Here is a 21,070-nt window from a genome sequence, read left to right as displayed (position 1 = left end):
ACGAAGGACCGCTTCTGCAGTGGCAGAAGTGGTCCTCGCTGCGAGCAACTAGCGCCGTTGGGAGACGCCGACTACGCCTTGGGCTGCTTCGCCCTGGGCTTGAAGTTCGCCCGACGAGCATCGCGCGCTGCCGTAAGCTGCGGGTCCAATTCGCCGGCGTTGATGGCGTCGATAATCGAGCCGATGATACCCGGCACGTTCGCCAGCCCCTCGACTTCGATGGCGTTCATGCCCTTCGCCAGCTCGATCGGGCGGCTGCCGTAGCGCAGCTGGAAGAACAGCTTGCCGCTGGCATCGGTGAACCAGCCCTTGCGCACATTCCTCGGCGCATCGACGCGGACCGTTTCGCCCGCCTCATTGGTGCGCGTCACCTTGCGCGTGACGGTGAACTGCGTTCCCGCGATTTCCGACTCCGCGAGCGCCTTCTGCTCGTTGAGGTATCGCAGCAGCTTGTCGCGGAAACCGAATTCGGACGCGCCCGGATTGACCGGGTTGGCAGCAGCGAGCTTGAGGGTCTTGAGGATGGACATTAGGCGTTCTCCTTGTCGATTACTGACAAGGGGATCGATAATGCCGCGTGGCCACAGAGCGACCGAAGATCGACTGCAACCGAGCTCTCTTAATTGCCCTCGAAATTGGCGAACTTCACATTGATGTAGAGTTCACCCTCGATCTCGGAATTCGGGCGAATAGTGAAACTCGCGTCGTAGCGATAGGATCGACCTGCTGGAATGTAAGCGCCGAACGTGTTGTCGTCTTGCGCGAGGAAATAACAGGTGTCCCACCCCGCGCTCTGCGGGTCATGGCCGACCGGACAGTCGAAGCCCTCAACAACAACGTCGAAGTCGCTGATGGCCTTGTCGCTGTGGTTTGTGATCAGTGCTGCGACCGTCACCGTGGGAATGGAACCCTGCCATTTCAGATCGCTTATCTCCACGTCGCTGGCGGAAATGTCTTCTTCCCACAGGTTCTGCCAAAGGGCCGCGGCGCCCATCACGAGCGCGAAGACGAGCACCAGGGCGCCCGTAAAGATCGTTTTCAACAGCTCCGCGAACTCGTCCATCGTTCCCCCGATACTCTCGGGGAGCGTGGCCCAAGTCCCTATTACGTCAACATAAATATCGGACAACCTCAACTACCCGGAGATCGGCATGTCAGTGCTTCCCTTTTGTCACCCCCGCAAACTCACCGAGCGCGAAATCGCGCTGCATCTCGAGCGCATTATCGCCGCGCTCCGCCGCATTACCTCGGAACGAGCCGAAAAATAATTCACCCGCCGGGACCACGGTATTGCGCGAATTGACGCTAAAACGCGTCGAGCCAAAGTTCCTTCTGCCGCCCCTGTCCTGTGTCATCGTCCCAGAGCAGCCGGACTTGGCATCGGCGAGGAGAGCCGAAGTGGACGGAAGCTAGCAGCTCTACGGTTTGGTGCCGATCAAGTGCTGGCACCGGAAACTTATCTCGAAGTCCTGCGCCATCGATCAGCTCTTCGCCGGCCAGCACATCGAGCCGCACATTGCGCGCCGTCCCGATGCCCCGGTTAAACACTTTCAGCCGATGGTTGTGCTTCCCGAACTTGACGAAGTTTGCCGAAACATCCGCTTTGCCCTGCTCTTGGCTCTCGGCAGTTTCGCGGGCGATTAATAGCTGGTTGAGCCGTTCCGCGGTTGCGGCAAATTCGTTTTGGCGTCGGTTGAAGCGGCCAGTTTGAACCGCCGACCACAGTGCGACGATCAGGGCCAGGACGGCCGCCATATCGGAAGCGGAAAGGCTAAGCGGGGTCACTTGAACTTAATGTGCTTGGAGCCTTTGAACGCCTTCTTCAGCGTATCGCGAAGCTCCTTCTTCGCATCGCGCAGCACCCCGGTCTTCATCTCGTCCAGCTCGGCCTCAATGACCTCGCCGTTTGCGCGGACAAGTTCTTCCTGCTCGAAAACTCGATCGCAGCCGACGCAACGTAGCGTCGAGTTGTCACCTTCGCGCTCGAAGTCCGTGTTACCGCAGGTAGGACAAAGCATGGTCACACTCCGCGAATATTTGCTGGCATCCATCGCACAGGCTCCTAAGCAGCAGCGGGAACATATCTGGAACGATACGCCGCTTCAATGCTACCAGTCGGGCATGTTGCTCAGTGTGTTGATATCTTTCGAACCGTTTGGTTCTCCGATGTTCTGATAGAAGCTTCGCACTGCGGGCCAGTTGAACTGGCCCACATGGGGTTTTGCGTATCGAAGATGCAGCAGCCTCGCGTCGCGTCAGCGCCAGCAATCAGCGAATTGTAGGGCGGCTCCTTCCGAGGTGCGGCGGCAGAAGGAGCCTTTCACTTGTCTCAGGCCGCAGCTCTTTGGTGATGTAAGAGGCAGCGCCTTCCGCGTAGAAAACCGGCTTAATGTCGAGGTTGCCGGCCGGGGCGAGCTTCATCCAGATTTCGTCAGCGGTCAGGTAGAACCGCAGTCGCTGCAATTCGGAAATCTTAAACAGAGCATGGATGTGAAGATTGGTGTCGGGCTTCTCGATGGTGGCGATGTAAACCGAGCGCCTTTCCGGCCTACGCAGCGCCGCGCGGCCTGCCAGTTTATCGTCCAGCCGCTTGTGGAACTCCTCCAGCTTCCGGCGTGCGCCATCGATGCTGATTGGGGTGTTGAATACGAATGTGACGAACAGCGACGGCTCGAACTCCGCCATCCAGTTTATACATTCCGAGCGGTATCTTTCCGTTTTCGTGGCCGGGGGTTGCCTGCATTTTTTCATTTGATCCTCCTCCATGCTCGCCCCAGCCGTTCGTCTGCTGCGGTCGTTCGATCTGATTGGCGAGGTGCGGATCACAGAATGACCCGCCAGGGCGCGTCGATGCCTAGCGGGTCACGTGCTGCTAACACTGGGTCAACGGCCGAACGCCACAACAGCGTTCGACGCGCAGTTGCCATTCTATTTATCCTCCGCGAAGCTTGGGCCAACTTGGGCCCATTGCCAAACGCGCCTTGCACCCGAGCCGAAGTGAGTAGATTTGAGCGCGGAGCAGGGGCGAGGAATGGACCAAGGTCACCGGGTGGAGCTGCTTGAAAGGCTCGCGAGACTTCATAGCGAAGGAGCCCTCACCGAGGGCGAATATGCTGCCGAGAAGGCCCGTCTCAATTTAGACTACGATGCTTCACGGCCTACGGCCTTTGAGCACCCGTACGTGCGGAACTGGAAGCCAGCACTGCTCGTCGGAGCTGCGCTGGGACTGCTTACAGTCGCTGCACTGTGGCTCTACTTTCCGCGCGGCACGTCGCGCCCCGTCGAGGCAGTGCCAACGACAGCTGCGTCGAGGCCAGCCACGGAAATCCGGAACGATGAAGCAGTGACGGGCAGCACCACAGCAAAGGCGCAAACGGCACAAACAAATCCCACTGATACTCCGGACGACCAGTCAGTTTACCTCGACCAGTGCCACATGGGCGAGTGTTCTTGGACGCGTAGCGTGGCCGTCAACGTAATTCAGCGCAATCAGTCGGAACGCCTGTTGGAGGTCAGCTCTGTTTCTGGATCTTCCGAGCATGATGGGGACTATCCCTCGAGCTACTCCAAGGGCTTGGAGATCCACTGGGACGCCAAACCATCAAAGACTTATGTCCTTTGCTCAAAAGCTCGGCCGGCGGTCGCATACCCCTACGAGGGAACGTTCATTCTCGACTTTCTCGATCTATTCGAGGTCTACGGTTATCAAACCACTGCCGCCACGACATATCTCAGAACCTGCCACTCGTTGGATTACCACGCAGGTCAAGAGACGCGGCTTCGGAACCTCGGTTACCGGCCAGGAACACCAAGTGAGCAGCTCCGTGACCGCGCGAATATAGACGAGCTGCGTCCGACCTGACGCGGCCAAAGCAGGGCAATGGGATCATTCGGCCAAGTGACGCGCCTTGCCGAGTTCCAACCGGCCGAGGAGATGTTCCCGCAGTCCGGCTAGAATTTCGAGTTTTGTTGGGTCGGCCCCAGCCATCATCTGCTCAGTGTCGACAAGCGCCTTGTGAAGGCTTGTCCATGTGTCCTTTGGCGCTTCCTCTGCGAGCAGGCGTTCCCACATATGGCTTTCGAGGCTGCTTCGGTGCTCATCATTGAGAACCTCCGGGTGCATTTCGTGAATGATCAGTCGGCCATGATAGCGCAGCCGCTCATCTTTCATCTGCTCGACAATGGCCGAACGCTCTTCCCACGGCACCTCATGGAACCGTGCCATCAGTGCCTCATCCGAGCGGGTCACGAAACCGCCTGAGTAGATTTGCTCTTCGACGTAAGGTGATGTTTCGTAGTCTTTGGCTGTCGCCAGAGCGGCCTCGATCAACCTGGCCTTGAGGGCTGGATCATCCCGAAGTCGCGCGGCACGCTGGGCGATCTCCTCGACGCCCAAAGGTCTGAGCAAATGATGGGGAACGTCGCCTACTGCAGCGAGGCTTGGACAAGCGTTTGTACGCACCCTTCGAACCTTCTTCGGGCTCTTGCCAACCCAAGTGGCAAGTTGATCTGCGGGCAGCTCCGCTAGCCAATCGAGGTCATGCTTAAGGTCCAAAGCTAGGATCGCGGCTGAATTGCCGGGCTCTGGCCCGATCGCAGCAACGACGAAGTGGTACGGTCGATTGAAGTAGAACTCTGTCAGCACGACCGCACCCTCATCCTCAAGGAATTTCTGTGCCGAGGCTTTCGTGGAGAAGCGTAGGAAGCGCTCCCAAAGGGCAGGCGCGTGCGCACGAACGCATTGCGCAAGGTGGATGGTCGCTTGCACGTCGGCAAGGGCATCGTGAGCATTCGCGTGATTGAAGCCGTTGAGGGGCGCGACTTGGTCCAGCTTGAAGATGAGGTTGCCCTTGTCGCCCGTGGGTAGCTTCAAGCATCCAGGCGCAAATTCGCTCGCCAGTTGCACCAGCACAAGCGCATCGGCTCGGCAGTTCCCGCCCGTGTTGGTAAGGTATGGGGCGTGGAGCGTGCGGAACAGAGCCTTACGAAGCAGCTCTTCATCGAAGCGCAGGCTGTTGTAGCCGATGAACGTAGCGGGTGACCAATCGGTGAGTTTGGCGCGAATTTCGCGGATCATCTCATAATGGCAGGGCAGCGCTTCATCGAGAAGCTTGTCGATCGTCATGCCAGTGACTGCGAGCGCCCCCGGACTAGGAACAACGTGCGGATGAAGCCTGCACCGCAATTCGATGCGGTCGATCTCCTTTAGGTTGTCGTCCGTTCGTATTGCCGCAAATTGCAGTATCTGGTCGAAGCCAGTTGATATGCCGGTTGTTTCTGTATCGTAGAAAACAAAGGCCATTAGACCCTCCATCAACTCGCGATCAGTCGGAGTACTAACGCGGACTGCGGATTTCATCGACCGTCGGGAAGAACTTATCCCGCTCCGGGACAGTGATGCGCCTCATAGCATTGTCACGCGAGGCTAGTGATCATCTCTTCGCGCACTTCTAATTGCGCGCGTACCGGCCTTCCGCGAACCGTCATCCGAAACCAGAATGCCAGCAAACAACGCCATTGCAGACATTCCGGTGGGTCCGCCTCGACGTCGGCTTTGCGCCCTAATTGTTGTCGTTCACGCGATTTAGACATACGCCCACTACCCGACCTTTGCAGCGCTTCTGTTCGTTGTGATCGAATGATAGGCACGCTGCGTGGTCGGACCAATCCATACGTCGCGACCGCACTCGCAGAGCAAGGTTCTCTACCGCGCGTATGGTCTAAGCTTATCGAATTAAATTAGCTGAGCAGCAAATTCAACGCCGATCACGCGAAAGCACGCGTTGTCACGTGAATTACCTAGTTCCAGGTTCTCTCGTTCGGTTCTTAGCTCATGACTTCAAATGCGGGACCATATCCTGTATTTTTTGGAATCGTGAGGACGTTCTTGCCCTCGCGCTGGACGATCTCGGGAATGACCGTCACGATTTCACGAGCATTCGCCTTGGCAACGCACTCTTCGGCGCTGTCTGCTTCTGCTAGCAGTTGCAGGTTGAGCCGGGTGGGGAAGATAATCGTTCGCTCGCCAGATTCCCCCAATCGAAGCGCCTTGCGCGGCGAAAGCCACTCCGCATCGACAGTTTCGTAGCCATCGCATGCTGCGATCTGGCGCTCGGGAGCCCGAACAACAAAGAAATGTGTGTCGAAGCGTTTGTGCATAAAGGTCGGCGTTATCCATCTGGCAAAATGGGTTAGGCGGTCAAGGCTCAGGCGCACGCCGGCATCGCGGACGATGTCTAAAAACGCGCGCGTCCCCCCCTCTACCGCTTTGCGGCTTTCGAGGTCGCAGGCGTCCTCGAACTCGGTGCCGTTGTTATTCTCGGCCAGAAGAATCCCCGCTTCTTCGTAGGCTTCGCGGATCGCGGCGATCCGCAAGGTCCGCTGCGTGTGGTCAAAGGTTTCCCAGCCGCAGCAATGATCTGCCCAATCAGGGGCTTCGTCACTATCCGTCGGCTTCCCGCCAGGAAATACCAATGCTCCGGAGGCAAAATCGATTTGATGGTGCCGCTTGACCATCAAAACCTCGAACTCAGGGTCGTCGCGAAGGAGCAGCATGGTTGCCGCCGGAACCGGAGCGACGGGATCTGGTGACGTCATGCTACTCTCCTTTTGTAGATCTGCCCTATCCGGGCACTCGCACCCAGAAAAAGATAAACCGCCCGATGTTATTTGCGGAGCAATACCACGGCGGCACTCGCCAGCGAGATACCCGCGAGCATCCAAGATTGCTCGACAAGAAGCGCGGCGGCAACAATCAGTGCGGCGCCTACCGGCCCTTTGATGGACGCGGTCTCTTGGCGAGCGGCCGCAAGCCGTTCGACGCTTGCGGGGTCGAGCTGGATTGGCAGGTAGCCTGACCTGGCGATCGAGTTCGCAATGGTCAGCAAACCGGGCAAGGAAGCCGAGAGACCCAGCAGCTGACCGCCGATTTTCTTCAAACCCGTCCGAGCACTGACCAGCGAGAACCGTTCTGTGAGAAGCTCCGCGATGATCGGCCGCGTTTCTTCGGCAATGTTATAGTCGGGTGCCAGCGATCGGACGAAACCCTCTGCAGTCAACAGGGTACGCAGAAGAATGGCGAGATCGGATGGGAGGACCAACTTATAATCCCGCAATAGATCGAACACGCGCGAAAAAATCTGCGAGAACTCGATGCCCGAAAGCACGGTCCCCCTGAACTCTTCGATCAACTGATCCAGATCCACCCCAAGCGCGTCGCGATCCACCTTCGGTTCCCCCGCCCAGCCGAGCAGGACATCCGCGACAGCGTTCGGTTCCTCGCCGGCGATCGCGAGCACGAGGCGGACGATCTCGTCGCGCCTGGCCTTGGTCAGCGTGCCGACCGATCCGAAGTCGATGAAACCGACATCCTCTTCGCCAATCAGGAAGACATTACCGGGATGCGGGTCGCCGTGGAATTCACCGTTCAGGATGATCATGCGCAGGACTGCGTCCGCATACCTTTTGGCAAAAGCCGCCATCCGCGGTTCGCCAGAGGAGGTGCCCAGCGAAGAAGCTGGTCTGCCGTACAGGCGTTCCTGAACGTTGACCCGCAGCCCCGTCAGTTCCCAGTGGATCGCCGGGGTTTTGATGCCGATGGTATCGAGATAGGCGCCGACCCGCTCGCAGGCTCGGGATTCCGCAGCCAGATCCATCTCCCAGGCCAGGTTGCGGCCGAAGGTCCGTAGTAACTCGACTGGCCGGTAGCGCGCGATATCCGGCGATCGTGCTTCCGCGATCCCAGCAAGGCGTAAGAGGAGGCGTACATCTGCTTCCATCCGCGCGGCGGCGCCTGGCCGCCGCACCTTTACGATGACTTCGCTGCCGTCCCGCAGTTTGGCTGAATAGGTCTGCGCAATCGAGGCGGAGGCCAGAGGCTGTTCATCGAATTGCGCGAAGTCGCTCCGCCAATCCTCACCCCAACTTGAAGCGAGAACGGGCTCTATTAGTGCAAAAGGCACTGGCGACACTTGATCGTGCAGCGTTGAGAATGCCGCGATCCAGTGTTCGCCAAACAGATCGCTGCGCGTGGCGAGAAGCTGGCCCAGCTTGATACCGACCGGTCCGATATCTCGCAGGAACGCGACGACAGAGGCCGGACGAAATTCCCGTGGGTCGAAGAGACCCTCTGGGTGGGGAACGAGCCCCAACGCACCAGCGAGATTCTTGGCGCCATGCCTGGCTAGGATCTGCCCAATCTCGGCGGCACGAGCGATGTTGCTGATCGGGTTGTCCCGAGAAGCGGTCATGTCTCCGTTTCCCTTCTCAGACTCGCTGTGATTGGGGTCTCTTTCAAACCATTGTGGAAGGATCTTGGAAGGCTAAATTGTCGCAGCCCCCGATGCGCAAGCCAGCGCGACTGCCCCCCAGGGGTCGCCATAGCAACTCCGCCTACTCAATTTCTGGACTCGCGATGCTCTCGCCCCATTTCTCGCAAGCTGGCCGACGGGGCAATCCAAAGCGAAAAAAGGGGGCAACCCAGGGAGTTGCCCCCGCAAGTCAAGGAGAGGCAGGAAAGTCCTTCCTCAAGAGCAGATTTTAGCTCCACAAGCTTTTTTGTAAAGTGGTTTACCATGTGCGCGACGCAAAGTGCGGCTGCGAGCGCGGCTCGCTGCTTCTACAGGAGGGTCTGAAATCAACTGCGGCCAAGGGATCGCACTAGTGCGTACGACTTGCCGGCACACCCTGATTCAACGCCAGCGGGTTGTCACCGGTAGGCGATCGACCTGAGCAAACGTCAGCGCGAGTCCGCTACCGTCGCAGAGCCTTCAAGGTTTGCCGAAATTTTAGCGAGAAGCTGTTTCAAAAGGTGTTTATCGCTTGGCGCTATGTCGCGCCAAAGCACAGTGTGGAGTTGATCCGCGGCCTCTCTCAGTTCGGGGATTAGGGCATCGAGCTTGCGGGTCAAGATGAGCTTCCATGCCCTTCGATCCGTTTCAACTCGCCGCCTTTCCAATAACCCTTGTGCGCAGAGTACAGCAACCGCCTGCCCGATAGTTGCCGATTCAAGCTCAAGCGCCTTGGCGATTTCCGACTGTGTCAGCGATGGGTCGCGAAGGAGCTGCCCGATGATCCTCCACTGGGTCTGATTAAACCCGGTCTTGGCGGCCCGCGCATCGTATGCCCTTCGCGCGCCTCGACTTACTTCGTTCAGCAGATATAGAATTTGGTCATCGTCAGTGATGGCATTTCGGCGTGATCGCCTCAGCGGCTCGGCACTATCGTCCATCCCGTTTGCCTAGCCAAACCGACCCTGCAATCCTACCTTCAAATAACTAAACCGTTTTACTATCTGCCCCGACATCCTTAAGGGCGCAGAAGAAACCGCCTAGTGAAACCGCCGAGAGAGCCAGATGATAGATGACTCTATTGAACCGGAGCAGGAAACTGCACCAGCCACGAGCCCCCGGCCACGGCGCCGATTACGTCTTGTGCTTACCTTCGTGGGCTTGGCCGTCCTGCTCGCTGGTGGCTGGTGGTATTACCGGCATGTGACCTACGGCCAGTACATGCAGTCGACGGACAACGCCTATGTTGCGGCCGATAGTGTGGTGATCTCCTCGAAGGTCGCTGGATACGTAGATAAGGTTTTCGTTTCAGAGAACGCTGAGGTTTCTCGAGGCCAAGCGCTCCTGCAGCTGGACCTGCGCGACTACCGGGCTCAAGCGCAGCAGGCGCGCGCACAAATTGCTGCCACTCTAGCGGGTGCGGATACGATCCGCTCGCAGGTCGGCGAACAGGATGCGGCCATTCGCCAGGCACAAGCACAGTTTGCCGCCGCGAGCGCGGCGTTGACTCTCGCCAACCAACAGGTCGCGAGGTATAGACCACTCGCTGCTACGGGTGCGGAGCCGCGCGAAAAACTTGACCAGCTCGAGGGGCAAGCAAGGCAGGCACGAGCCGAGTTGGCGAAGGCCCAGGCCGGGGTTGGGGCCGCTGTCGCCAGGCGGTCAACCCTGTTTGAACAGATTGGTCAGACGCAGTCACAGGCCGAGGCCGCCCGTGCGCAACTGGAAGCTGCGGAGCTTACCGTCGCGTCGACCTTGCTCCGGGCCAGCAAGGCAGGGCGGGTCGGTGATCTCACCGTCAGGACGGGGCAATTCGTGCAGCCGGGCCAGCGGTTGATGACCGTGGTACCTTTGAACGAAGTCTACGTAACCGCGAATTTCAAGGAAACGCAAGTTGGCCTAGTGCGCCCGGGACAGCCGGTGCGGCTGGAGGTCGATGCTCTTCCGGACGTGGAGTTCAGAGGACGCGTGGACAGCATTTCGCCGGGGACTGGGGCGGAGTTTTCAATCCTTCCGCCTGAAAATGCCACCGGCAACTTCACCAAGATTGTTCAACGCATAACGGTTCGTATCGCTATTGACGCCCCGCCCGAGGTGCGCCGCCTTCTGGTTCCCGGGATGTCTGTCGTTGCGACAGTAGATACCCGAGCTGCCGCGAATGAGCTGAAGAAGGGTTCGGGCACGACACGATGACCGGCGTGGTGGTAACGGACACGGGTTCTGCCAATTCCGCCCCGGACCGGCGGAATGCCGATGTCACTGCGTGGGTCGCCGTAGCGGCCGGCGCGCTCGGCGCAATGCTCGCGACGCTGGACATATCGATCGTCAATTCCGCACTCCCTGTCATTCAGGGCGAGATCGGGGCGAGCGGCACCGAGGGCACCTGGATTGCGACCTCCTTTCTTGTCGCCGAGATTGTTGTCATTCCGCTAAGCGCCTGGCTGGAGCGCCTCTTCGGTCTGCGAACTCTCCTCATTATTGCGGTCAGCGCCTTTACCGCTTTTTCGGTGCTGTGTGGGGTCGCAACCGACCTTGCCACCATGATCATCGGCCGAACGGGCCAGGGCTTCATGGGCGGAGTGCTCATTCCGACCGCTATGACCATAGTGGCCAAGAGACTACCGCCGCATCAACAGCCCATCGGAATGGCGCTATTCGGCATGACCGTGATCCTCGGGCCCGTGATGGGGCCTTTGATCGGCGGTTGGCTGACCGAGAATTTGAGCTGGCACTATGCCTTCTTCGTCAACGTTCCGGTCTGCGGCCTGCTGCTGCTCCTGCTGTTCGTTGGTCTTCCTCACGAAAAGCCGAAGTGGGATTATCTTACAGATGCGGATTGGGCAGGCATTCTCGGACTCATCCTGGGGCTGGGCGGCCTGACGGTTGTCCTTGAAGAGGGCCACCGCGAGGAATGGTTTGAATCCTCGCTCATTCGCTGGCTTACCTTGATCACCCTCGTCGGGTTCGCCTCGCTAATTTACGGACAGGTGAAGGCACGCAAACCGGTCTTGAAACTGCAACTCCTGTTCAATCGACAATTTGCCAGCGTCGCAATCATGGCGCTCGCCCTGGGCATGGTGATGTATGGTTCGACCTACGTCATCCCGCAGTTCCTCGCGATCATTTCAGACTACAATGCGCTTCAGACCGGGCTGGTCATCTTCTGGATGGGCGTCCCGGCCTTCCTGCTGATGCCTGTGCTTCCCTTGATGATCCGGAAGATTGACATACGCATCGCTGTCGGCGCCGGAATGTTGTTTATGGCGGTCAGCTGCTTTGTCAGCACCAGCCTTACAGCCGAATCCGGTGGTGCCGTTTTCACCGAGAGCCAGCTCTTGCGCGGTGTCGGCATGATCCTATCGATGATGTTCCTGAACCAGGCGACAGTGGCTTCGGTCGCCAAGGAGGACGCGGGCGACGCTTCGGGGATTTTCAACGCGGCCCGCAATCTCGGCGGGTCTTTCGCTCTTTCGGCTCTGGCATCGTTCCAGGATCAACGGATCTGGCATCACAGCCGACGAATTGAAGAGACGCTGAATGCGAACAGCGTTTCGCTGCAGGACTATCTTGACGGGCTGGCGCGAAACTTCGGCGGAATGGAGGGAGCGATGGCTGCCCTGAGCCGCACCCTCCAACGCGAGGCGTTCATAATGACCTACAATGACGTCTTCATGGTGATGGGGGTTCTCACGCTCGCGACCGTTCCCCTGGTCCTCTTCCTGAGGCCGCTTCCCAAAAATGCTTCCCTTTCGATGCACTGAGCCCAACATGATGCGCCGTTCAATATCAACGCTTCTCCTCATCGCTTTGCTGGCTGGCTGTACGGCTGGGCCGGACTACGCGGGCCCTCCTGAAATACTGTCGGCGGATACGGGCCATCGGTTTGTCCGCACCGGCGAAGAGCTGAATGCGTCGGACCCGGCTCTTGCCGAATGGTGGTTGCTGCTCGACGATGCTGAACTGACGCGGCTGGTCACGGCTGCACTGTCCGCGAATCCTTCGCTCCAGGCAGCGCAAGCGCGCATCGCGCAGGCCCGGGCATCGGTCAGGCAGGATCGGGCGGGACGAATGCCGACGCTCGGAACCCAGGCCACCACTATTCAGGGCCGTCTTCCCGGCCTCGACATCCAGGGCGGACCACCCCCCTCGTCGGGGCAAACCGAACCGGAGGCGGAAAGCGACGACGCGCTCAGTTTCTATAATGTGGGTCTCAATGCCAATTGGGAGTTGGAGTTCGCGGGCGGCTCCCGGAGGCGTGTAGAGGCCAGCAATGCGCAGGCTGCTGCGACCGTGGCCAATGCGGAGGACGCGAGGGTCCAGCTGACCGCTGAAGTTGCCAGCAATTACGTCAACTTGCGGGAGGCTCAGTTCCGCGCCGAACAATACCAGACGCAGATAAAGTTGCAGGAAGAAATTCTGGCACTGACCTATCAGCGGTATCAACAGGGCGCGCTGCCGCTGTTCCCGGTGGGCAACGCGAACGCCGAGCTGGAAGTGCTCCAGTCACAACTCGCGGAGGCGGACGCTGATAAAGCCGTCCTGCTAGACGCGCTTGCCATCCTGATTGGCCGGGTTCCGGGATCGACTGACGAAGACCTTTCGGCGCCGCGTGATATCCCCCTGCCCCCGGATCAGGTTACTGTCGGCGATCCGGCGAGTCTGATCGCGCGTCGGCCTGACATCAGGGCGGCTGAGCGCAATCTCGCCGCCGCAACGGCGCGGATCGGGGTGGCCGAAGCGGCAAGGTTCCCGAAGTTGTCCTTCATGGGGATTCTGGGCCTCGGCGGATCTTCCCCCGAAGACGTCTTTGATGTGGGCGAATTTTCGGCATTGGCGATACCCCGCCTGGAATGGAACTTCCTCGATTTTGGAAGGGTGGACGCGTCGGTCGATCGCGCCGGGGCGGTCCGAGACGAGGCAGTCGCCAACTACCGTCAAACCGTCCTCTTGGCGCTGCAGGATGCCGAGCGAGCACTGGCACGCTTTGGCCAGCAACGGGTCGCACTGGCCGCCCGCGCGCAGATCAAGAGCCAGGCCGATAGCGCTGCCGACCTCAATCGCCAGCGTTTTGCGGCGGGAGCGATCTCAAGGGCTGACCTCAATCGTGCGCTACGCGACCAGCAGCAGGCTTCGGCAGACCTCGTCCGGGCAAAAGGTGCCCTTACCCTGGCTTGGATAGCTCTGCAGAAGTCACTGGGCCTAGGGTGGCAGGAGCCTGCTCGAGATCAGTAGGTTCGTCCGGGTTTAACAATCGATCCGGTTCATGAAAAATACGCGCCCCTGCCGCTGGCGACCAACTTTCCGTCAGGCCCCAGAACCCGGGTCTCCGCCACCGAAATCTGCCGCCCTAACTTCACGACCTGCCCATGAGCAATGAGAGGGCCTGAGGTTGCAGGACGGTGGTAATCTACGTGTAGATCGGCCGTTGCTTTCGCCGGGGCACCGGCTGCAAGCAAAGTATAAAGCCCGGTGAGGTCGACCAGTGATGCTAGGACCCCTCCATGCGCCGACCCGACCACGGGGTTCGAAACGATCTCGTCGCGCCACGGCATGGTGATCTCGATTCCCTGCTCAGAGCATGTGGAAATCTCCAGCCCAAGCCATCGGTGAAACGGGGCGAGGTGAAGCATCTGCTCCAAGCGCTCTTGATCAATCATTTCTCACTCGTCCCCTGCATCTGAGTCGTATCGGAGGAGTGATGGCGCCTTAGGAACTCCACGATGGCGGCGGAAAAGGCGTCGTTCGCATCGCCCACGACCATATGCGTGGCATCGGCAATGTCGGTGTATTCTGCATGGGGGACGAGTTGTCGCAGATGCGCTACGGCTTCGAGAGAGACCAGATCGCTGGATGCACCGCGAATAAGGTGAAGCGGGAGCGTCAGGTGGGCGGCGGCCTGTCCCAAAACGTCGATTTGCTGCAGTTGCCGATGGGCACTCTCGCCTCGAGACACGGTTATGTTGCGGATGAAAGCAGGATCCCAGTGCCAGTAGTATCGGCCGTCCGCTTTTTGTCGCAGGTAGCTTTTCAAGCCGCTGCCCCCGCCGCGGTTAGAACTGTGGGGCAGGTAGCGTGAAATGACATCTGCCGCTTCTTCAGGAGAGCCGAAGCCTGAATCGACATGCTCTTCCATGAAGCCGACCACGCGGGCCACGCCGCCCGGCTCCATGCGCGGCGCGATATCGACGAGGGTCAGCGAAGCGAAGGTGCCTGGCGCTAGATCGCCTTCCGCCATCAGCCCGGCAAGGCCACCGAGCGAGGCGCCTACGAGAGCCGGCTTGACCTCCATCGAAGCCGCCGCAGCAATCAGGTCGGCAGCGAAGTCTCGTATGTCATATGCGCCGGTTTTCGACCACTCGCTGGCGCCATGTCCGCGCATGTCGAATGCGATGGCACGAAAGCCAGCCTGTGCCAGGTCGCCCATAACTCGCTTCCACGCGCGTCGGGTCTGGCCACCGCCGTGTGCGAGCAGGACAGGCATCCCGCGAATGTCGCCGTGAGCCTCCGCGACAAGAGTGATCCCGCCGGCACCTTCGATCGAGAACGCCTCAGTGCTCATCTAACCAGGGAGATCTGACGCCTGAAGTGATGGCCACCAGACCGGCGACAGCTCCAATTCAACGTTCGCCACGAGGGCGAAGATAACGGGGTTTATTCCGCTATCCTCGGCTTCGCCGTCGCCCCGAGCCAGCGAGCCGTTTAAAATCTGAAGCCTGCCGCGATGCCATAACGCCTCGGCTCCAGAGTAAAGATGTTCGTATAGTTGCCGGACGACTGGTCGGTCACGTACAGTCCGGTGACGGCCGTGCTGTCGAAGATGTTCTGGATGTAACCACGGACGTACCAGCGGCTGTCCGGCCCATCGAGCTGGATCTGCGCGTTGGCCTGCACGAAGCTGTCGATGCTGTTGACGTTTCCATTGAATACGTTGCCCGTAGTCTCGCCCGTGTAAGCGACGTCCACACGTGGAGTCAGCGTCGCCTGCCCGATGGGAAAGGCATACTGGGCCCCCATCGATACCTTGTAATTGGGCGCGCCGGGCAGCTTGTTGCCCTTGATGTTTACCGGGATGCCCGCGGAGTAATCGTATGTACCCCCGTCGATTACGGTGCTGGTCTCGACACCCCCAAACGCAGCTCCGAGAGTCGGAGCTAGCCCTTGGAGCGCAGCGCAAATGCTGAACGCCCCGGTCGAGGCGATGCCGCTATTGGGCCCGAATGAAGTGGGCGCCCGCAGTCCAGCGCCCGGCGAAACTCCCGGAATGACGCCCGCGTTAATCAGGCTGTTGACCTGAGCGACATAGGCATTGATCCCAGCAACGCTGCCCGAGGACGAGGCGACTGCGCAGTTGGCGGCGTTGGTGATATCCTTGATGATCACCGCATCAGCACGACCACCGCCAAAATCGCGGGGGTTCGACAGATACTTGTCTGAGGCGACTTCTGTATGAAGGTAGCTGGCGGTTAAATTCACCGTCAGCTCAGGCACCGGATGGATCACCGCCTCGGCTTCAAGCCCCCAGATATTGGCATCCACATTGTCGTTGACCGAGGTGCGGGCTACGATCCGGCTCAACTGCAGTTGCTTGTACTGGTAGTAGAACCCGGTCAGGTTAAGCTGAAGTCCGCCGAAGGTGTTCTTCGAGCCGATCTCGAACGCGTTGACGTGTTCGGGCGCGAACGCCTCTGGCACGGCGAAGATCGGCGACAGCGGCGGGTTGATGCCGCCCGACTTATAGCCGCGCGAATAAGATGCATAGAGCAGGTTCGACGGAGTGATCTGGTAATCGACCACCGCGCGACCCGTGACCGCTTCGAAGCTCGCGCTGCGAACTGCATATTCCTGCGGCCCGGGTAGCCCGGCATCATAATCGAGGTTTGCGTATCCAAGCGCATTGGTGAGATCGGTGGCACCGGTCGGCACCAGCACTGAAGCGCCCGCCGCATCCACGAACAGGGGCGTGCGGGCCCTGACCGATTTCTCGTCATGGTTATAGCGCAAGCCTAGTGTCAGCTTGAGCTTGTCGTTGATTTCAACGTAAGTCTCTCCGAATATGCCGTATGTCGTGACTTTCAGGTCGTCGGACGTGTTGCGGTAGAACGGCGAGCCCAAGAAATACGAAGTTTCAGGCCCGGGCGGAATTCCCGCACCGGCCGCGCCAAGGGCCCCGAGAACGCCGGCCGCATAGTCGAGCCCGAACGCGTTTACGTAATAGCTGCTCTCATCGAGGTGAAGCTTTCCGTAGATCCCTCCGAGCAGGAAGTTGAACATCCCGTCCCAGTCGGAACTGACGATGGCTTCTCCGGTCCAACTGGTCTGAAACGCGTTCGACCGGTCGAAAGCGAGCGGGTTCATTGAACAGATCGAGTTGTTTGCGGCTCCGAACACGCCAACAAGGTTCGGGTCAGACTGCGAGGCGCAGAGCTTCCCATTGGGACCGTCAGGAATCAGGCGAGCCGCGATCGGCTTGAGATAGGCCTGCAAAACAGGACCGAACGCGCCGGCGGCTGCCGCAGCGAGGTTGTTTAGCCCATTTTGCAGCGGAGCGCGGCTTTGCGCAGCGTTGTTGTAATCTTGCTGCGCGTCGACTTTGACCTTCTGCCAATTGCCCCCCAGCTTCACGTTAAGGCCGCCCCCAAGCTCTTGGTTGACTTGGCCTTGGACGATCCACTCCTCCGCGAAGTAATTGGGCTCAAACCCGGTGTTTATAACCCGAGGATCTTCGGGGTTAGGAGCGGCAGCGAATACGTCCGTCCCGTAAAGGCTCCCCGTCGAGAAGTTGGGAGTGAGCGGCGTCTGTCCGGCTGGCACACCGCGGATGCGGAAGAATTCCTGCGACGCGAAGATCGCCCCCAGGGTCGAGTTGCCATTGGTAAAGCTGTTGTCGAGACGCGAGTTAAGGCAACCAAGCACGCCGGTCGGGTCGCGCTGGCACAGCTGCTTCTGAATGCGCATGCGCTTGTCGTTCTCGTGGAAATACTGCGCCACGAGATCGACCGTCGTGCTGCTCGAAGGCTCCCACCGCACGGAGCCTCGAATCCCGTACATGTCGCGGTCGTCGTAACGATCGCCGTTGAACTGGTTGAAGGTGTAACCGTCACGGTTGAGGTAGAACCCGGCAATGCGGACCCCGAGGGTTTCGCCAACGGGAAGGTTCACCATCCCCTTGACCTTGATGCTGTTGTAATTGCCGTACTCGGCCTCGCCGGCTGCGCCAAAGCCGCTGAGGTCGGGCCGCGCGGTTCGGATGTTGACCACCCCAGAGGTGGCGTTGCGCCCAAACAGTGTGCCCTGCGGCCCGCGCAGGACCTCGATCTGGGCAAGATCATAGAACTCACCTTCGAACAGGCGAGTGCCGAATAGGGGGGCGTCGTTCAGGTGAATTGCCGTCGCGCTGTCGCATGACACGCCGACGCACAGGTCGCCGATCCCGCGGATAGTGAAGCTCGAGCTGGTGAAGTTCGTCTTCGTGAACGTGACGTTCGGCAGCGTGAGCTGGAGGTCCGACGTGGTCTTGATCTGCTGTGCCTCGAGCGCTTCGGCCGTGAATGCGCTAACCGCGATCGGCACGTTCTGCAGAGCCTCGGCCCGGCGTTGCGCCGTGACAACAATGACGTTGCCCTCCTCGCCTCCAACGGAGTCGGTAGACGTATCGTCCTGGGCATATGCGGGAACTGAAGCAACCGACGCACAAATGCCGGCAAGCAGGGCGGCCTTGATCCTCATTCGCATCTCTCCACTCGAGGCGCCATCTGTCGCGGCACCTTCGAACGGGAAGCTAAAGCAGTTTACCGTCATCTGGCAATAGGGCGGTGGGCAATATGTCGATTTTGGTAAGGAGAATCGGACTTTTGGGCTGCCGTGCGCTCGGTGTATGAAACTTTCTTGCCGACCGAAGTTCGGGCGTCCAGGAATCGTGTTTCCTTCGAGCGTGGCTTAAACTCGTTCGGTGCTGGCAGTCGGCACTAGCAGCAAACTGCCCATGCCCGGCGTTTAGGTCACTTCTCGGATGATGACTATTCCAGTGCACTTGGGATCAGGCGGATCCGATCTTCTTTTCAAGTAGCTCAGCTCCGAATGAGAGTAGGCCTGCATGGGTCCGGCATGCTCGACGATTTTGGTCTGAAGTGTGTTTCTACCTTGGCGGTGACGTGAAGGACGAAGTAGCGACCGAACAATAACGTCCACCCGGGCCCCTGACTGGAACGGGAAACCTCCCGGCCTTGGCTCCAGCCGGCGTTCTCGGTGCCGATGCGCTAAAAGATTGTCGTACGTACTGATGAGCTGCATCGGGCAATCGCAGCGCTGGCTGAAGGTCCGCCATCAATCGGTTTCAGAATGGCAGCTTAGCGCTCTCAACGAGCCATGAGCTGCCAGTCAGCTAACGGCCCAAACCCTGCCGCTCGATCCAGCGGTCGTCAGGGACCGCTTTCCGCCCAGTTCTAGACAATTCCTGCGAACGCCCGTTGGCAGACCAGACCGCTATTCGCGGTGGAGGTCGTCGACGCTTTCCAGCACTGACACGGAGGGCGAGCCAGCACTCATCAGGGCGCGGACTAGGCCAACATGCGTACCTTCGGCTCCCGCTCCCAGTGCCGCGCGGGCGCGACATTGGGAAACTCGGCGTTGGGTATCACGCCGGAGTCCGGCTCAATCCCCAGCTTGTCGAGGATGAATTCCTTTGTCGCGGGGCAGTAGCCGATCGTCTTTGCGTGCCCGTGGGCATCCATAAACCACTGAAGCGCGGCGCCATCCGTAGACAGTTTCTTCGCCTGATCTGGCATGATCGCGCAGGCGACCGCGTCGAACAGGACCGAGGGGCTGCCGGCAAGCTGGCCGTCTGCCTTCATGGTGCCGCCCTTTAGTTTGAGTTCGCCGACCTTCGGGGCCACGAAAAACGGGGTTCCTCCCGCATCGATCACAGCCTTGCCGAGCTTGTCGAGCGCGGCCTTGTCGGACCCCTCGTCGAACAGAATGCCAACCTTGCGGCCCTTCATCGGAGGATCGCCCTGCTTGACGATCGAAAGCTTGTCGGAGGCATCTAGGTCTAGCGTCGGGGCAACGGCCGCGGCCGCCTTGGGTAGCGGCATCGCCAGTCCGTCGGCCACCCGCTTCGCCAGGCCCTCGTCGACATTGCGCAATTGCGAAAGCATACGCGTGCGGACGTGCTCCAGTTCGACCTTCGAAAGTTCGAATACGAACGCCGAAGCCATGTGTGCCTGCTCGATGGAAGTTTGCGAGGCGAACATCATCCGAGCCTGACTGAAGTGATCGGCGAAGCTCTCGGGCCGTACCCGAAGCTTCTCGCTGGCGTCGTTATCTTCGCCGCTGCCGCGGAAGCTGGTGAACCCGTTGACCGGATCTTCGCGCGGCCCCGGTTCTTCCCCGGCCTGATCGAGGCTATTCGGCTCGTAGTTTGCGCGGCCCTTGGGAACTGCCATCTGCATCGTGCCGTCGCGGTTCAGATTGGCGAACGGACACTTCGGCTGATTCACCGGGATCTGGAAGAAGTTGGTCGTTCCGAGCCGAGACTTCTGCGTGTCGAGGTAAGAGAACAACCTTCCCTGCAGCAGAGGATCGTTGGTGAAATCGATTCCGGGAACGACGTTGTGCGGCAGGAACGCGACCTGTTCGGTTTCAGCAAAGAAATTGTCCGGCCAGCGGTCGAGCACCATCCGGCCAATCACGCGCAAGGGAACGATCTCCTCAGGGATCAGCTTGCTCGCATCCAGCACGTCGAACGGCAGCGACCGAGCGGTGTCGAGGTCGAATGCCTGGATGGCGAAATCCCATTCGGGAAAATCGCCCTTCTGGATCGCTTCCCAAAGATCCCGCCGGAGAAAGTCCGGGTCGGCTCCCGAAATCTTGACGGCTTCGTCCCAAGTAGTCGACTGAGTTCCCTGGCGCGGACGCCAGTGGAATTTGACGAACGTGGATTCGCCCGCCTCATTGACCAACCGAAAGGTGTGCACCCCGAACCCCTGCATCGTCCGAAAGGAGCGCGGCAGGGCGAAGTCCGACATCAACCAGGTCAGCATGTGGGTCGATTCCGGCATCAGCGACACGAAGTCCCAGAAGGTGTCGTGCGCACTGGCCGCCTGGGGGAACATGCGGTCGGCTTCCGGTTTCACGGCGTGAACCAGGTCGGGAAACTTGATCGCATCCTGGATAAAGAATACCGGCATGTTGTTGCCGACCAGATCCCAGTTGCCTTCGTCCGTATAGAACTTGACCGCGAAGCCGCGCACGTCGCGGGGGGTATCCTTGGACCCTTTCGAGCCCGCCACGGTAGAGAACCGCGTAAAGACCGGCGTCCTCTTGCCCTTCTCCGCAAACAGGGAGGCACGCGACAGGTCCGGGATGGGATCGGTGCATTCGAAGAACCCGTGCGCACCCGAGCCGCGGGCGTGCACGATGCGCTCCGGAATGCGCTCGTGGTCAAAATGGAAGATTTTCTCGCGGAGATGGAAATCTTCTAGCAGGACCGGCCCCCGCGCGCCGGCCTTCAGGCTGTTCTGATTGTCGCTGATAGGTACGCCGAAATTGGTGGTCAGCGGTGGGCCACCGGCCTGGTGGGTATCGCCGCCCTTTCCGATGGTGTTCCTTGAGGCGGGCGCTTTCGAACCCTTTGCTTGCTTGGTTGTCTTGGGCATCGTGGATCCTCGCTGTCTGGGGATCATAACGAACCGTACGGCTGGCGTATCCTTGGCCATCCGCGAACAACGAATTATATATCTGATCCCAGACTGACACTCGCGATCAATTTGGATAGGGAGGTAGCG

At 59.7% G+C, this 21,070-nt stretch carries 17 protein-coding genes; 4 read left to right on the top strand and 13 right to left on the bottom strand.

All coding sequences use genetic code 11. The features are described from left to right. Positions 1–71: 71 nt before the first annotated feature. The 5 genes from IEW58_RS01600 to IEW58_RS01580 form a co-directional block, all read right to left on the bottom strand. On the bottom strand, positions 72–530 hold the full coding sequence (locus IEW58_RS01600; RefSeq protein ID WP_188643531.1) for a hypothetical protein: 459 nt from the start codon (positions 528–530) through the stop codon (positions 72–74). Positions 531–619: 89 nt separating this feature from the next. After that, a complete protein-coding gene (locus tag IEW58_RS01595; RefSeq protein ID WP_188643530.1) occupies positions 620–1,063 on the bottom strand; it encodes a hypothetical protein in 444 nt (147 codons plus the stop codon). Between the two features lie 242 nt (positions 1,064–1,305). Next, positions 1,306–1,755 (bottom strand): DUF8453 domain-containing protein, encoded by a 450-nt coding sequence (locus IEW58_RS01590; RefSeq protein ID WP_188643529.1) that lies wholly within the window; start codon positions 1,753–1,755, stop codon positions 1,306–1,308. A gap of 26 nt (positions 1,756–1,781) precedes the next feature. After that, a complete protein-coding gene (locus IEW58_RS01585; protein ID WP_188643528.1) occupies positions 1,782–2,051 on the bottom strand; it encodes an ECs_2282 family putative zinc-binding protein in 270 nt (89 codons plus the stop codon). Between the two features lie 217 nt (positions 2,052–2,268). Next, positions 2,269–2,685 (bottom strand): hypothetical protein, encoded by a 417-nt coding sequence (locus IEW58_RS01580; protein ID WP_188643527.1) that lies wholly within the window; start codon positions 2,683–2,685, stop codon positions 2,269–2,271. Positions 2,686–3,031: 346 nt separating this feature from the next. On the opposite strand from IEW58_RS01580, the gene IEW58_RS01575 reads away from it, so the two are divergent. Beyond that, on the top strand, positions 3,032–3,862 hold the full coding sequence (locus tag IEW58_RS01575) for an SHOCT domain-containing protein (protein ID WP_188643526.1): 831 nt from the start codon (positions 3,032–3,034) through the stop codon (positions 3,860–3,862). A 24-nt stretch (positions 3,863–3,886) separates the two neighbouring features. On the opposite strand, the gene IEW58_RS01570 is transcribed toward IEW58_RS01575, so the two are convergent. The 4 genes from IEW58_RS01570 to IEW58_RS01555 form a co-directional block, all read right to left on the bottom strand. Further along, a complete protein-coding gene (locus IEW58_RS01570; protein WP_188643525.1) occupies positions 3,887–5,302 on the bottom strand; it encodes an exonuclease domain-containing protein in 1,416 nt (471 codons plus the stop codon). Between the two features lie 524 nt (positions 5,303–5,826). Continuing rightward, on the bottom strand, positions 5,827–6,597 hold the full coding sequence (locus tag IEW58_RS01565; protein ID WP_188643524.1) for an NUDIX hydrolase: 771 nt from the start codon (positions 6,595–6,597) through the stop codon (positions 5,827–5,829). A gap of 68 nt (positions 6,598–6,665) precedes the next feature. Then, on the bottom strand, positions 6,666–8,249 hold the full coding sequence (locus IEW58_RS01560; protein ID WP_188643523.1) for an ABC1 kinase family protein: 1,584 nt from the start codon (positions 8,247–8,249) through the stop codon (positions 6,666–6,668). Between the two features lie 488 nt (positions 8,250–8,737). Beyond that, positions 8,738–9,229 carry a MarR family winged helix-turn-helix transcriptional regulator gene (locus tag IEW58_RS01555; RefSeq protein ID WP_188643522.1) on the bottom strand — a complete coding sequence of 164 codons (492 nt, stop codon included), beginning with the start codon at positions 9,227–9,229 and terminating at the stop codon, positions 8,738–8,740. A gap of 214 nt (positions 9,230–9,443) precedes the next feature. Here IEW58_RS01555 and IEW58_RS01550 point away from each other — a divergent pair, with 214 nt between their 5' ends. From IEW58_RS01550 to IEW58_RS01540, 3 genes are read left to right on the top strand one after another with little or no spacing between them, the layout of a single operon-like run. Then, positions 9,444–10,481: an HlyD family secretion protein gene (locus IEW58_RS01550; protein WP_373284694.1), complete on the top strand. Its 1,038-nt coding sequence runs from the start codon at positions 9,444–9,446 to the stop codon at positions 10,479–10,481. Next, complete coding sequence (locus tag IEW58_RS01545; RefSeq protein ID WP_188643520.1) at positions 10,478–12,049, top strand: MDR family MFS transporter; 1,572 nt, start codon at positions 10,478–10,480, stop codon at positions 12,047–12,049. Before IEW58_RS01550 ends, IEW58_RS01545 begins: the two co-directional genes overlap by 4 nt. Positions 12,050–12,056: 7 nt before the next feature. Further along, positions 12,057–13,520: an efflux transporter outer membrane subunit gene (locus tag IEW58_RS01540; protein ID WP_308419246.1), complete on the top strand. Its 1,464-nt coding sequence runs from the start codon at positions 12,057–12,059 to the stop codon at positions 13,518–13,520. 29 nt (positions 13,521–13,549) lie between these two features. Here IEW58_RS01540 and IEW58_RS01535 read toward each other — a convergent pair whose 3' ends face one another. The 4 genes from IEW58_RS01535 to IEW58_RS01520 form a co-directional block, all read right to left on the bottom strand. Further along, complete coding sequence (locus IEW58_RS01535) at positions 13,550–13,918, bottom strand: hotdog fold thioesterase (protein ID WP_268237118.1); 369 nt, start codon at positions 13,916–13,918, stop codon at positions 13,550–13,552. A 23-nt stretch (positions 13,919–13,941) separates the two neighbouring features. Continuing rightward, the gene (locus IEW58_RS01530) at positions 13,942–14,847 is read right to left on the bottom strand and encodes an alpha/beta fold hydrolase (protein ID WP_188643518.1); all 906 of its coding nucleotides are present in this window, start codon (positions 14,845–14,847) and stop codon (positions 13,942–13,944) included. Positions 14,848–14,987: 140 nt separating this feature from the next. Beyond that, on the bottom strand, positions 14,988–18,014 hold the full coding sequence (locus IEW58_RS01525) for a TonB-dependent receptor (RefSeq protein ID WP_188643517.1): 3,027 nt from the start codon (positions 18,012–18,014) through the stop codon (positions 14,988–14,990). A gap of 830 nt (positions 18,015–18,844) precedes the next feature. Beyond that, positions 18,845–20,941, bottom strand: a complete 2,097-nt coding sequence (locus IEW58_RS01520; protein ID WP_188643516.1) for a catalase — start codon at positions 20,939–20,941, stop codon at positions 18,845–18,847. Positions 20,942–21,070: the final 129 nt, after the last annotated feature.

It is taken from the genome of Tsuneonella deserti, from assembly GCF_014644315.1.
Taxonomy (GTDB): Bacteria; Pseudomonadota; Alphaproteobacteria; order Sphingomonadales; family Sphingomonadaceae; genus Tsuneonella; species Tsuneonella deserti.
The sequence above is the reverse complement of the archived record's forward strand: the minus strand, read 5'-3'. Positions and strand labels throughout refer to the sequence as shown.